The following is a 12,330-nucleotide window of genomic DNA, read 5'->3' on the forward strand; positions in this document are numbered from 1 at the left end:
AAATTATGCGACGTCTGGCCCTTGTTCTGCTGCTGGCCGCCCTGGCGGCCCTCAACGGCTGCGCCTACAGCGCCTACGGTCTCTATGACGACCAGCGGCTCATGGACACCATCACGGACGACAAAACCCTGGCCACCAGCATCAAAACCGCGCTGCTGGACGAGAATTTCAGCGGCGGCTGGTCCATTGCCGTCTATTCCTACTACGGCAACGTCTTTCTGGTGGGCGAAGTGCCCCAGAACATGCAGGGCAAGGCCCTGGCCATCGCCCGCCGCTACAAGCCGCGCTCCGTGACGCCGCACTGGTTCTCCCCGGCCAAGAGCGACACCAGCAACCTATACCTGGCCACCTCGCTGCGCACCGATCTGATCGGGGCCAAGGGCCTGTCCTCCACCCGCATTGATACGGAAGTCAATGCCGGACGCGTGGTTCTGCTGGGCGTGGTCAAGGACGACGCCGAAAAACAGATCGCCATCCGCACCGCGCGCAACGTCAAGGGCGTGACCTCGGTGACCAGCTACCTGATTCTGCCCCAGCGTCCGGGCAAAGCCCCGGCGGACGCCGCCAAACAGGACGGCACGGAGGCGCGGGATCTGCCCCCGTCCCCGGTTCCGGCGCAGCCGCCCGCGCAAAACACACCGCAAAACCAAGCGCAGCCCGCGGCCGCGCCTGACAAGCCGCTGAACACATAACTCCGGCGCCAACCATCACAGGCAAAGGGGACGCGATGCTATCGCGTCCCCTTTTTGCAGTGGCATTTCATAGGGCAGTCGCAACAATCCGGTTTTAAGGGAGCGTTCCCCCGGCCGCGCACCGGCGGCGCACGGCCTCGCCCAGACGGCGCACGGCCCCGTCCGCTTCGGCGTCCAGCGCGGTCCAGCCCGTTCCGGCATGGGCCAGCACCCGTTCGACCAGATCCAGAGCCTCTTCGGCGCCGTCCACCCAGAGGCAGACCGCGCCGTGCAGCATGAGGCCCGGCCCTTCCAGCGGCCCGCGTATGCCCAGCACCGGCACTCCGGCCCCGGCGGCCAGTCCCACCTCCACGCCCGCGTCCTGGCCGGACGCGCCGTAGTAAATGACCAGATCCGCCGTAAGACAGGCATTGCGGCAAAACTCATAGACCTGCCCGCCGTCCCGGTCCGTATCCATCCAGATCCGGCGCTGGGCCGGGGTCAGGCCCGGCGGGGGCACGGCTTTTTCCGTCCAGTCCAGCATGCGGCAGCCCAGGGCGCGCAGTTCGCGGCCCAGCAGGCGCACGCCGTGCTTGTGTTTGAAGGAACCGGCCACGTAAATGGTCAGGGCGGGCCGGGAAGACATGGCATACGGCGGCATGCGCACCTCAGAATTCAATGCCGGGCGCGGCTTTGACGCCCGCCCGCCAGGGATGTTTGATCTCGCCCATTTCCGTGACCAGATCCGCCTCCCGCACCAGCCAGTCCGGCGCGTTGCGGCCGGAGAGCACCAGATGCCGGTTGGCGGCGCGGGCTTCGGCCATGAGCGCCTCCACTTCCTCTCTGCTCAGGATGCCCGCGTCCAGAGCGTAGAGCGTTTCATCCAGAATGAGCATCTCGGCTTCCGGCAGCTGGGCGCGCGCCCACTCCAGCACGCGCAGGGCGGCGGCCCGGTGGGTCGGGCGGTCCTCCTCACGGCGCAGAAAACCCTCGCCCCCGGCCAGAAAACGCGGTCCCAGCCATTGCGCCAGCATGCGCTGCTCCCCGGCTTGGCCGTCCCGCTTCATGAACTGGCCGAAGGCCACGGCCATGTCCCGCCCCAGAGCGCGCACGGCCTGCCCCACGCAGGCGCTGGTCTTGCCCTTGCCGTTGCCGGTGTAGACCAGAATCACTTCCAGACTCCTGGCAAGGCGGCCTTGCAGGAGGGACATTGCCCCAACGCTCCCAGGCGCCGCGTTTGCCAGCCCCGGCGCTCAATGGCCGGAGTTCCGCAGGCCGGGCAAAAGGTCGTGCCGCCCACGGCGCTGGAGACATTGCCGATATACACGAAATGGAGGCCCGCTTCCCGGCCGATGCTCCAGGCCTCTTCCAGCCGGGACAGCGGCGTGGAGGGGTGCCCGGCCATGAGGTAGGCCCCATGGAACGCCGAGAGATGCCAGGGCGTATCCGGCCCCAGTTCGTCGTGCACGAAGGCGGCCATGTCGCGCAGTTCGGCTGCGCTGTCGTTGCACCCCGGAATGATCAGCGTGGTCACTTCCAGCCACCAGCCCATATCCCTGATGGCCTTCAGGTTGTCCAGCACGGGCTGGAGACGGCCGCCGCAGTAGTCGCGGTAAAAATCATCGCTGAAGGATTTCAGGTCCACATTGACGGCATTGACCCGGCGGCGCAGGGGCAGCAAAAAGTCCTCGCTCATAAAGCCGTTACTGACCAGAATGACCCGCAGGCCCATGGCCTGGGCCAATCCGGAGGTTTCGTAGACCTGCTCGAAAAAAACCGTGGGCTCGTTGTAGGTAAAGGCCATGCTGCGCGCGCGCTGATTTTCGGCCAGACGCACCAGGGCGTCCGGCGTGACGCGCTTGCCGGGCACCACGCCGTTGGACGGCACGCGGGCGATCTGGTGATTCTGGCAGAAACGGCACTGGAAATTACAGCCCGCGCTGCCCACGGAAAAGGTTTTGCTGCCGGGCAGAAAATGGTAGAGGGGCTTTTTTTCCACCGGATCCATCTGGGCGCTGGTGACCACATCCGCCACCAGGGAAACCAGTTCCCCGCCCACATTGACCCGCACTCCGCACACCCCCTTGCCGCCTTTTTTCAGACGGCAGGCGTGCGCGCACAGCCGGCAGCACACATCTCCGCCGGGCAGCGGCTCCCAGAGCATGGCTCGCATCTCAACGCCCTCCCGCGCCGTGAACGGCGGAACCGGTGTTGCCCATGCCCCCGATACCGCCAATCCCCGTGGACGGCGCAACGCTGTTGCGCGGCGCGTACGGATAGCCCGGCGCATGCGGCCGTGGCCGAAGGGCGGACGGCGGCCGCACTCCCGGCGTCAGATGCCCTTGCGGCGGCCGTGCGCCCTGCCATCCCGGCTGAAAGCCGGGATGGGGCTTTGGATACGGACGCGGCGGTGGGCCGGGCGGATAGGGCGGCTGAAGTCCGGAACCTGGCGGATAGGGCCGCCCCCCGCCGGGGTATATCTGCGGGGCCACGATGACGGGCGTGTTCCATTCCTGCGGCTGGGGCTGGCGGGGGGCGATGACCGACGTGATGATGTCGCCGGTTTCAGGGTCCCGCCAGGTGCCGGCAAAGCCGTTGGAGCCAGGGGCGGCGTTGCTGGTGTACACGTCGCCGCTGTACACGGTGGAATTGTTGTATTCGTTATGCACGGACGGCGGGGGCGGGGACGCGCCCTCCTGCTCCGCGGCCCCGGCGGACGCGCCCGGCCAGAGCCAGAGCGCGAGGCAAAGCGGTAGAAATATACGGTGGTTGCGCATAAAATTGTCCTGTTTTGCTCAATTATACCAGCGGGGGGCGGACCGGTCCACGAAAAAAGAGGCTTGGGCTTCGGGAGAAAATTTGCTATGTAATACGGATTAGAAGGAGGCAACGCATGTCCAGCGAGCGCGCAAAAGCCTATACCCAGGCGGGCGTCAATATTGAGGCGGGCAACGCCCTGGTGGGACGCATCAAGCATCTGGTGGCGAGCACCCAGACCAGAGGCGTCATTTCCGACATCGGCGGCTTCGGCGGCCTGTTCCGCCCGGACCTCAGCGGCATGAGCGAGCCGGTGCTGGTCTCCTCCACCGACGGCGTGGGCACCAAACTCAAGCTGGCCTTTGCCTTCGACAAACATGACAGCGTGGGCATCGATCTGGTGGCCATGAGCGTCAACGACATTCTGGTTCAGGGCGCGGCGCCGCTGTTTTTTCTGGATTATTTCGCCACCGGCAAGCTGGATGTGAACACGGCCGAAACCGTGGTCAGCGGCGTGGCCGAGGGTTGCCGCCAGGCCGGCTGCGCCCTGCTCGGCGGCGAAACCGCCGAAATGCCCGACATGTACGCCCCCGGAGAATATGATCTGGCGGGCTTTTGCGTGGGTCTGGTGGATAACGCCAAACTCATCGACGGCTCGGGCATCCAGGTGGGCGACGTCATTGTGGGCGTGGCCTCCTCGGGCCTGCACTCCAACGGTTTTTCCCTGGCGCGCAAAATTCTGGACCAGAGCGGCCTCGGACCGGACGACGCCTTCCCCGGCGCGGACGGAGCCAGCGTGCGCGACGTGCTGCTGACGCCCACCATCATCTATGTGGAGGCCGTGCGCTCCCTGCTGCGCGACATGAACGTCAAGGGCATGGCCCACATCACGGGCGGCGGTTTTTACGACAACATTCCGCGCGTACTGCCTTCCCAGGTGGAGGCCAGGATCAGTTTCGGCAGCTGGCAGATGCCCCCGGTCTTCCACTGGCTCAAGGAAGCGGGCAATCTCTCCTGGCCGGAAATCCTCCAGATCTTCAACGGCGGCATCGGCTACATTCTGGTGCTGCCCGCCGAGCAGGCCGAGGAAGCCGTCAACCGCATTCAGGCCTTCAACCTGCGGGCCTGGCGCATCGGCGACGTCGCCCGGCGCACTCCGGACGGCGAACAGGTCGTGGTCAATTTTTAGAAAACCCGGCGCATTTCAAGCGTGACATATTCCAGGGCGGATTCACTGTGAAACGGCCAACCCGGACCATGAGGAAACAGCCATGAGTTGCCTGGGCAACGTGATCTGGTTTTTGCTGGGCGGCATCTGGATGGGCCTGAGCTGGTGGTTTGTGGGCGTGCTCTGCTTCATTTCCATTGTGGGCATCCCCTGGGGGCGGGCCTGCTTTGTCATCGGGCAGTTCGCCTTTTTCCCTTTCGGCAAGATGCCCGTGTCCCGCGAGGTGCTTACCGGCCAACAGGACATCGGCACCGGCCCCTTCGGCACGCTGGGCAACATTATCTGGCTGCTGCTGGCGGGCATCTGGATCGCCATGGAGCACCTTGTCTGGGCGCTTCTCTGCGCGGTCACGATCATCGGCATTCCCTTTGCCTGGCAGCACGTCAAGCTGGCGGCTCTGGCTCTCTGCCCCATCGGCAAAACCATTGTGCCCGCGCCGGTGGCCGATGCGGCGGAACGCGCGGCCGCCGGGGAACGGTTGCGGTCCTTCCGTTCCTGAATCCGTCCTTCCGCCGCCCGCGCACGTGAGCGTGGTTGCGGCAAAGAAATGTCATGGCCGAACAGAAACAGCTTTTTCCTTTTTTTTCCGAGCCGCCGCAATTCCGCCGTCCCGGCCCGCCCCTCTACGCCCAGCTGGCGGACGTGCTGCGCCAGCAGATTGAAAACGGCATGCTGCCCCCGGGAGCCAAGCTGCCCAATCTGCTGCGGATGGCCGAAATTTTCGGCGTGGCCAGGGTCACCGCCCGCCAGGCCGTGCAACTGCTCTGTCTGGAAGGCCTGCTCACCTCCCGCCAGGGACGCGGCATCCACGTGGCCCGGCAGTTGCCCGCCCGGCCCCATGAAAAGATGCGCACTTCATGGAAGGCCATGGTCAAGCGCATCGAAGGGGCCAGCGTCGAGCTGCTCGACGCCGCCGACGTGCCGGACTGCCCGCTGCTGGCCGCCTGGGATCTGCCGTCCGCGCCCGCCTACCGTTACATGCGGCGGGTGCACATCAAGGACGGCGTGCGCTTCGCCTATATTGACCTCTATCTGGACAAGGCCATTTACGACCGCGCGCCGGAGCGCTTCAACGCCACCACGGTGATCCCGGTCATGGACGAACTCAACGTCAACGTGTCCAAGGCCCGGCAGGAGCTGACCATCGGCGGCGCGTCGCCGGAAGCGGCGCAACACCTGGACATTCCCTGCGGCGCGCCCGTGGCCCTGGTGCGGCGCTATGCCTGCGACGAGACGGGCCGGGCCATTTACGCCGCCCTGGTGGTGCACCCCGGCGACCGGGTGCGCTTTGACATTGATCTGGTGCGCTGACGCGCGCGCCGCGAAGACTCCTCACAGAAAAGCCCCGCCGACAGTGTCGGCGGGGCTTTTCGCGCTTGAAGCGGCCTCAGGCCGTCCGGAGGGTGGCGGGCGGCCTTCTGACCTGCCAGAACCACTGTGCGGCCAGCAGGGCCGTGACGCCCAGCGTGAGCAACGCACAGAGCGGCGGCGCCAGGTGTGCGCCCCGGATGGTCAGCCAGAAGCTGAGCAGCATGACCACGGCGGAGAGGGCGTAATCGCGGGGGGTGAAGGGGCGGGCCATGGCTCCGTACAACAGGGCGTCCAGGCTGGTCAGTCCGGTCAGGATGCAGACCAGGGAGCAGACGGACCAGACGGCATTGCTGAAATCAAAGGAGAACAACGGGTTATAGATAATCAGGAAGGGCAGGATGAAACCGCTCAGCGAAAGACGGAAGCCGTGCACGCTGGTGACGGCGTAATTGCCGCCGGAAATGCCCGTGGCCGCCAGGGAGGCCAGGCCCACCGGCGGCGTCACCGCCGCGATAATGGAGAAATAGAAGCAGAACATGTGGGCCCGCAGCAGGTCCACGCCCATGGGCGTGAGCGTGGGGATGATAATGATGGCGCACAGGGCGTAGGCCGCGGCCGGGGGCACGGCGCAGCCCAGAATCAGAGCCACCACCATGGTGACCAGCAAGGCGATGAACAGCTGCCCTCCGGCCAGAATATGAATCAGACTGGCCAGCTTACTGCCCAGGCCCGTGGAAATGAGCGTCTGGGCCACCATGCCGATGAGCGCCAGGGAAATGCCGATCTTGGCCCCGGTCACGGCCCCGCTGACCAGGGAGCGGACAAGTTCCCGGCGATCCGGCCGGGTGTCCTTGATGGCGAATCCCGTGACCAGGGTGACCACACTGGCCCAGAAGGCCGTGTTGGACGGGCTGTAGCGCATCAGCAGCATGACGAAGATCAGGCCGATGGGCAGCACGAAGACCGGCAGCCGCCGCCGGATCAGGGCCCAGTCCACGTCCATGCGCACAATCTGCAACTCCTTGCGCACCGAGAGAAATTGCACGCCCAGGGCGACGGCGAAATAAAAAAGAACCGCGGGCAGAATGGCGGCCAGCATGACCACGGCGTAAGGCTGGCCAATGAAGGTCGCCATCATGAAAGCCGCGGCCCCCATGACCGGCGGCATGAGCTGGCTGCCCGTGGCCGAGCAGGCCAGAATGCCGCCCGCCTCGTCCACTGAGTAGCCGGATTTGCGCATATACGGCAGCACAAAGGGGCCGGTGATGGCCACATTGGCCACCGGCGCGCCGGAAACCATGCCGATGAGCGAATTGGAAAACACCCCGGTGAGCCCGGCCCCGCCGCGCAGCCTGCGCCCGAGGATTTTGCCCATTTCCATGAGCAGGCCTTCCACCTTGAAAATGCCCAGCAGCGCGCCGAAGACCACGAACATGAAGACCTGGTCCGCGCTGATGGACATGAACAGCCCGTAAAGACCCGAAAGCCCCACGCTGAGCATGGAGACCACGTAATCAAAGCCGAAAGCCGGGTGATAGAGCGGCCCGCTGAGCAGATGCCCGAGGAAAAAATAGGCCACAAAAACCACAGCCACCAGCAGCAGGGGCAGCCCCCAGCACAGCCAGGTGCCCAGAGCCGTCGCCAGAATGAGCCACAGCCCGGCCAGCAGGGCCGCCTGGCTGGGGAAGCCCTGCGACATTTCCAGTTCTTCAATGTTGCCGTAGACATAGACGCAACATGCCAGGGCCGCCGCCAGGCAGAGATACAGGCCCGCTGCCGCCAGACGGCTTTTGGCCTTGATGGCGTAGCTCATAAAAACCATCAGGAACAGAAAGGCGAAGTGGATGGTCTGGTGTTCCCACTGGCTGAAGTAGAGGTATTGCGAGGCCACGGCATGGTAGGCCACCATGCCGAGCCCCCCAACGGTCAGAATGGCCTTGGGCGGCGAGATCTTGTTCATGGAGAAACCTCCGCGCGAACGGTTCGGGCTGGGCGATGCTCAGGATGCTGCGCGTATGCCGGGGCCGCGCGGGCGGCCTCCGGCATACGCGGGGGAGTGTTTACGGCTCCTAAAGGATTCCCGCTTCCTTGTAGGCGCGCAAGGCGCCGGGATGGATATTTTCCGGGCTGAAGCCCTTGACCAGTCCGGCGCGGCTCATGAGGCCGCCCAGGGCGTGGTATTTGCCGAAGGCTTCAATATTTTCGATCATGGCTTTGGCCAGGATGTAGGCGTATTCCTCGGGGAAATCGGGATGGGCGAAGAGGCCGTGCAGATCCGCGCCGATCCAGATGGGGGCTTCCAGGCCGTCCACAGCCTTGGCGGGCACCTGGATGGGGAAGAGCCGGATGTCCTTGGCGGCGGTTTTTTCCACCGCGTCCTTTGTCCAGTCCAGATGGCGGAGTTTACGGCCCGACGCCAGCACTTCCACGGTCTGGGGCGCGGGCGAGAATCTGCCGGAGACCGGATCCATGTAGCCGCCGATGGTGGCCGCGTCCACCTGGCCGTTGACCAGGGCGGTGGCGGCTTCGGAGGTGCCGACGAACTGGATTTTCAGGCTCTTGTAAAAATCGTCGTCGTAGCCGTTGCGCAGCAGGGCGTCCGGCTCATAGCCCCAGATGACCTGGGGAATGCGCCCCATGGCGATGCGCTTGCCTTTGAGGTCGGCCACGCTCTTGATGTCCTTGTCGCCGGTCACCAGCCAGGTTGCCGTATAGGTGTAGATGCCGATGAGCTTGAGCGGCGTGCGCTTGGCTGGGAAGGGCTTTTTGCCCTGCTCGGCCAGCCAGTTGATGCCCTGCGAGGCCGTCACCACGGTATTCTGACGCGCGGCCGCATCGGCATTGAGTTTGTTGACGTTGTAGGCCTGCCCCGGCGTTTCCGCGTAGGCGATGCTCAGGGGATAATCGCCCTGGTTGACGATGCTCTCCAGAGCCGTGCCCAGCACATAGCTGCCGGTGCCGAAAGGCGTGCTGAGCAGATGGATGACCGTTTTTTCAGCCGTGCGGGCCGGAACAGAAGCGCACAACGCGCACACGAGACACGTCAGGAAAACCAGCAGGCGTTTCATAATATCTCCTTTACGAACATGTGACAGAGATGACGGGCGTCAGCGGCAGAGCGCGTGGAACGTCAGCAGATGTTCCACAGCGCCCATGTCCGGCACGACGCCCAGTCCGGGCTCATGACTCAGGATAAAGCGCCCGTCCTCCAGACGCGGGAAGGGATCGGCCAGCAGCTCGCGCAGGGGATTGGGGTTGCAGTCCACTTCCAGCAGGCCGTCGCCGCCCACAGCGGCCAGCAGATGGGCGGAAGCCAGCAGGCCGATGCCGCCGCCGAGATAATGCGGGCAGTAGTGCAGCCCGGCGGCCAGGGCCGCACGGGCCACGCGACGGCAAGCCGTGAGGCCGCCCCATTTGCAGACGTCCGGCTGAACCACGCGGATGGCGGCTGCGGCAATGGCCGCGTCAAAAGAAGCGGCGCCGCGGATGTTTTCCCCGGCGGCCAGGGAAAACCGGCCGGATGCGGCCAGGCGGGCCCATTCTTCCGCCGGGCGGTCGCAGGCCAGCGGCTCTTCCACCCAGAGCAGGGGATATTGCCGCAGGCGCGGCAAGGCCTCCAGAGCCTGCTCCAGAGTCCAGGCCTGATTGGCGTCCACCGCCAGCCGCTCGCCTGGCAGCAGGGTATCCAGAGCCGCGCGGATATTGGCCTCGTCCTGTTCGCGACCGAAACCGATCTTGACCTTGAAGGCCCGGTAGCCCGCTTGCCGCATGCGCTCCACGGTTTCAGCCACGCCGGGATGATTGATGCCGCTGGCATAGGCGGGCATGGCCGTCATGGCCGCGTCGCCGAGCAGCTCATGCAGCGGCGAGCCCGCACGGCGGGCGACCAGATCCCAGAGTGCGATATCCAGACAGGCCAGAGCCTGATCCATGGGGCCGGGTTCGTCGGCCTGGAGGCGCAAAATGTGCAGCTTGCGGGCCACGTCGCGCACCAGTTGGCCGGGTTCATGCCAGGGTACGCCGAGAGCAGGCGGCAACACCGTTTCGGCCAGCAGGCGGCCGCGATGCTCCGCCCCGCAGGAAGGGAAATTGCACCAGGCTTCGCCCCAACCCCACAGGCCGTCCGCATCCTCCACGCGCGACAGCACGGCGGGCCTGTCGCGCATGACGCCAAAAGAGGTGCGCACCGGCACGTCTATTGGAGCGCGGAAAACAAAGACCTCGGCGGATCGCAGGGGAGCGGTGGGTGGAATATCCCGCATGAAGCCTCCTTGGCGAGAGTGAATAAAAATTGTTATTTAAGTACTAACTATAGTATCAATAATCTGTCAAGAAAAAATAAAATAGTTTAATATATATTAAAATAAGTATTCATGCATCAGCGTGGATCAACTTCAGCGCCGAAGAAGCATCTCAGGTCGCTGCTGGTGCCGCCCCAGACGATTTCAAAAAGAAAGATCCTAAAAGAGACCCTCCGGCCTAGCCGGGGGTTCTTCATATGCGCCTGCAAGGCTTTCTTACCAGCCGCGCCCTTCCAGGCGCATGTGCGATCTGACATTCGCATTTCTGCTACTTGCGGCCCGTAAACGGGCTTCCTGGGTAGGGAAGGCTCAGTTGCGCACCAAGTTTGTCCTGTTCCAACTGATGCTTTATGTAATCCTGTATTTTCGCTTTGTTTTTACCTACCGTATCCACGTAAAAACCACGGCACCAAAATTCGCGACTGCGATATTTGAACTTGAGATCACCAAATTGCTCGTAGATCATCAAACTGCTCTTGCCCTTCAAATACCCCATAAAACTCGACACACTCATTTTGGGTGGGATTTCAAGCAGCATGTGAATGTGGTCCGGGCAACATTCAGCTTCCACAATGTTCACATCCTTCCACTCACACAATTTACGCAGTATTTCTCCGATGGCTCTTTTCTTCTCTCCGTAAAACACCTGCCGGCGATATTTGGGCGCAAATACCACGTGATATTTGCAGTTCCACCGTGTGTGGGCTAGACTTTTGACGTCACCCATGTGACCTCCTTTTGATTTGTTGACTCGCAGTTGCCAGACCGCGAGACCTTTTAACAAATCAAAAGGAGTTTTGCTGTCATACTCATAGCTTTAAGCTTTTGGGAACCCCCCGCCTAGCGGGGGGTTTTCTTCATACCAAAAAAGTCCGGTCTGCCAGCGCAGACCGGACTGAAAAAGGAAGTTTGCAAGGAAGCCCGAGATTAATGATGGTGATTGCAGCCGCCCCGGCAAAGCTGTTCGGTTCCGAAAGCCTGGAGTTTGCCTTCGGCAAAGGCCTTCAGGGCATCGCCCACCGTGGCCTGCCCGGCGTTGTAATACACCGTGATGCCCGCCGCCTGCATGGCGTTGAGCGGGCGCATGCCCATGCCGCCGGCCAGCAGCGCGCGGACGCCCTGCGCTGCCAGCTCCTGCACGGGCTGGAGGCAATTCCCGTGCTCATGTCCGCTGTTGGGCAACACGCGCACGTCGCTGACGGCCCCGTTTTCCACATAGGCCAGGGTATATGCGTCGCAGTGGCCGAAATGCGCGCTGGGAACGGCTTCCAGGCCGCCAGGCGCGTCCGAGGGAACAGCCACAAGAATAGTCTCACTCATTGGAATTTCTCCTTGAACATTGGTTTCTCCGGTCAAGGCGCACACCCCGCCTTCAATGCGCAACGCCCGCCCCTCAATCAGGGCCTGGGCCACACAGTGATGCGCCTTGCGCAACAGCCTGCCGAAAGTATGCCGCGAAACGCCCATGCGGGCGGCGGCCTCGTCCATGTTCAGGCCTTGGTAGTCCGCCAGCCGCACAGCTTCCAGGCCATCCACGGGCAGCACGGTTTCCGCGAGCTCGCTCAACGGAATGCCCCGGGGCTTGAAATAGGCCGCTTTAGGTAAAGCGGATACGCGGCGGCAATGGCAGGGTCTGGGCATGGGCACCTCAGTTGTTTTGCTCAAATGAGCATTTAAGACGCTGCCCCCAATTTGTCAAGAGCTCCGGGAAAGAAACTCATCTCGCAGTGCAACGCCCTCCAGATGGAAAAGAATCCTTGCCCAAAGAAGTGCGCGTTGCGAAGCGGGAAGTCGAAAACTTTTTAAAGGGCAAACCGAGAAGCGAGGGACAGTTCAGCACAGGGGTGTTTTCAAAATGAGTGGAAGATCAAGGTGGGATGAGGGCTATCGGGAGGATGCTAATGCAGCGCGGCCTTGCCAAAGGTTTCGAGCGCTTGCGGCGCGGGAAGCGGCGTCTGAAGGCAGTATGGGGGGGCATCGTGGAGAATCCACGCAACGGCTGTCGGCATCCGGAGGTCTGACGCGGGCCGGCATTTCATACAAAAGGAAAGGCCCTTCGCGC

Annotated in this window: 13 protein-coding genes; 4 read left to right on the top strand and 9 right to left on the bottom strand. The window is 63.5% G+C overall.

Going from position 1 to position 12,330, the window contains the following annotated elements; all coding sequences use genetic code 11:
- Window positions 1-5: 5 nt before the first annotated feature.
- Window positions 6-692, top strand: a complete 687-nt coding sequence (locus tag FYJ44_RS11605; protein WP_154512278.1) for a BON domain-containing protein — start codon at window positions 6-8, stop codon at window positions 690-692.
- Window positions 693-786: 94 nt separating this feature from the next.
- Here the strand turns inward: FYJ44_RS11605 and FYJ44_RS11610 are convergent, their stop codons facing one another.
- Genes FYJ44_RS11610 through FYJ44_RS11625 form a run of 4 tightly spaced genes read right to left on the bottom strand, consistent with a single transcriptional unit; the run spans window position 787 to window position 3,448 of the window.
- Window positions 787-1,332, bottom strand: coding sequence for a translation initiation factor 2 (locus tag FYJ44_RS11610; protein WP_154512280.1), 546 nt, complete (start codon window positions 1,330-1,332; stop codon window positions 787-789).
- 7 nt (window positions 1,333-1,339) lie between these two features.
- Complete coding sequence (locus tag FYJ44_RS11615) at window positions 1,340-1,843, bottom strand: cob(I)yrinic acid a,c-diamide adenosyltransferase (protein ID WP_288230937.1); 504 nt, start codon at window positions 1,841-1,843, stop codon at window positions 1,340-1,342.
- Window positions 1,840-2,844, bottom strand: a complete 1,005-nt coding sequence (gene amrS / locus FYJ44_RS11620; protein WP_154512284.1) for an AmmeMemoRadiSam system radical SAM enzyme — start codon at window positions 2,842-2,844, stop codon at window positions 1,840-1,842. Before amrS ends, FYJ44_RS11615 begins: the two co-directional genes overlap by 4 nt.
- Window position 2,845: 1 nt before the next feature.
- Complete coding sequence (locus tag FYJ44_RS11625) at window positions 2,846-3,448, bottom strand: hypothetical protein (protein WP_154512286.1); 603 nt, start codon at window positions 3,446-3,448, stop codon at window positions 2,846-2,848.
- Window positions 3,449-3,564: 116 nt separating this feature from the next.
- Here FYJ44_RS11625 and purM point away from each other — a divergent pair, with 116 nt between their 5' ends.
- The 3 genes from purM (at window position 3,565) to FYJ44_RS11640 (ending at window position 5,967) form a co-directional block, all read left to right on the top strand.
- The gene (gene purM / locus FYJ44_RS11630; RefSeq protein WP_154512288.1) at window positions 3,565-4,617 is read left to right on the top strand and encodes a phosphoribosylformylglycinamidine cyclo-ligase; all 1,053 of its coding nucleotides are present in this window, start codon (window positions 3,565-3,567) and stop codon (window positions 4,615-4,617) included.
- A gap of 82 nt (window positions 4,618-4,699) precedes the next feature.
- Window positions 4,700-5,155, top strand: a complete 456-nt coding sequence (locus tag FYJ44_RS11635; protein WP_154512290.1) for a YccF domain-containing protein — start codon at window positions 4,700-4,702, stop codon at window positions 5,153-5,155.
- Between the two features lie 53 nt (window positions 5,156-5,208).
- Window positions 5,209-5,967, top strand: a complete 759-nt coding sequence (locus tag FYJ44_RS11640; RefSeq protein WP_154512292.1) for a GntR family transcriptional regulator — start codon at window positions 5,209-5,211, stop codon at window positions 5,965-5,967.
- A 76-nt stretch (window positions 5,968-6,043) separates the two neighbouring features.
- Here the strand turns inward: FYJ44_RS11640 and FYJ44_RS11645 are convergent, their stop codons facing one another.
- The 5 genes from FYJ44_RS11645 to FYJ44_RS11665 all read right to left on the bottom strand — a co-directional run bounded on the left by FYJ44_RS11645 (window position 6,044) and on the right by FYJ44_RS11665 (window position 11,909).
- Entirely contained in the window at window positions 6,044-7,927 is a 1,884-nt protein-coding gene (locus FYJ44_RS11645; RefSeq protein ID WP_154512294.1) for a TRAP transporter permease, read from the bottom strand.
- Window positions 7,928-8,036: 109 nt separating this feature from the next.
- On the bottom strand, window positions 8,037-9,035 hold the full coding sequence (locus FYJ44_RS11650; protein WP_154512296.1) for a TAXI family TRAP transporter solute-binding subunit: 999 nt from the start codon (window positions 9,033-9,035) through the stop codon (window positions 8,037-8,039).
- Window positions 9,036-9,074: 39 nt separating this feature from the next.
- Window positions 9,075-10,229, bottom strand: coding sequence for a mandelate racemase/muconate lactonizing enzyme family protein (locus FYJ44_RS11655; protein WP_154512298.1), 1,155 nt, complete (start codon window positions 10,227-10,229; stop codon window positions 9,075-9,077).
- A gap of 307 nt (window positions 10,230-10,536) precedes the next feature.
- Window positions 10,537-10,995 carry an IS200/IS605 family transposase gene (gene tnpA / locus FYJ44_RS11660; RefSeq protein ID WP_154509910.1) on the bottom strand — a complete coding sequence of 153 codons (459 nt, stop codon included), beginning with the start codon at window positions 10,993-10,995 and terminating at the stop codon, window positions 10,537-10,539.
- A gap of 200 nt (window positions 10,996-11,195) precedes the next feature.
- Window positions 11,196-11,909, bottom strand: a complete 714-nt coding sequence (locus tag FYJ44_RS11665) for a DUF134 domain-containing protein (RefSeq protein WP_154512300.1) — start codon at window positions 11,907-11,909, stop codon at window positions 11,196-11,198.
- Window positions 11,910-12,330: the final 421 nt, after the last annotated feature.

Origin of the sequence: Desulfovibrio porci (genome assembly GCF_009696265.1) — a bacterium.
GTDB classification, from domain to species: domain Bacteria; phylum Desulfobacterota; class Desulfovibrionia; order Desulfovibrionales; family Desulfovibrionaceae; genus Desulfovibrio; species Desulfovibrio porci.

Bases quoted from the DNA above. Each gene is read 5' to 3' on its own strand.
- FYJ44_RS11605 (WP_154512278.1), top strand. From the start codon at position 6: ATGCGACGTCTGGCCCTTGTTCTGCTGCTGGCCGCCCTGGCGGCCCTC.
- FYJ44_RS11610 (WP_154512280.1), bottom strand. From the start codon at position 1,332: ATGCCGCCGTATGCCATGTCTTCCCGGCCCGCCCTGACCATTTACGTG.
- amrS (WP_154512284.1), bottom strand. From the start codon at position 2,844: ATGCGAGCCATGCTCTGGGAGCCGCTGCCCGGCGGAGATGTGTGCTGC.
- FYJ44_RS11625 (WP_154512286.1), bottom strand. From the start codon at position 3,448: ATGCGCAACCACCGTATATTTCTACCGCTTTGCCTCGCGCTCTGGCTC.
- purM (WP_154512288.1), top strand. From the start codon at position 3,565: ATGTCCAGCGAGCGCGCAAAAGCCTATACCCAGGCGGGCGTCAATATT.
- FYJ44_RS11635 (WP_154512290.1), top strand. From the start codon at position 4,700: ATGAGTTGCCTGGGCAACGTGATCTGGTTTTTGCTGGGCGGCATCTGG.
- FYJ44_RS11640 (WP_154512292.1), top strand. From the start codon at position 5,209: ATGGCCGAACAGAAACAGCTTTTTCCTTTTTTTTCCGAGCCGCCGCAA.
- FYJ44_RS11645 (WP_154512294.1), bottom strand. From the start codon at position 7,927: ATGAACAAGATCTCGCCGCCCAAGGCCATTCTGACCGTTGGGGGGCTC.
- FYJ44_RS11650 (WP_154512296.1), bottom strand. From the start codon at position 9,035: ATGAAACGCCTGCTGGTTTTCCTGACGTGTCTCGTGTGCGCGTTGTGC.
- FYJ44_RS11655 (WP_154512298.1), bottom strand. From the start codon at position 10,229: ATGCGGGATATTCCACCCACCGCTCCCCTGCGATCCGCCGAGGTCTTT.
- tnpA (WP_154509910.1), bottom strand. From the start codon at position 10,995: ATGGGTGACGTCAAAAGTCTAGCCCACACACGGTGGAACTGCAAATAT.
- FYJ44_RS11665 (WP_154512300.1), bottom strand. From the start codon at position 11,909: ATGCCCAGACCCTGCCATTGCCGCCGCGTATCCGCTTTACCTAAAGCG.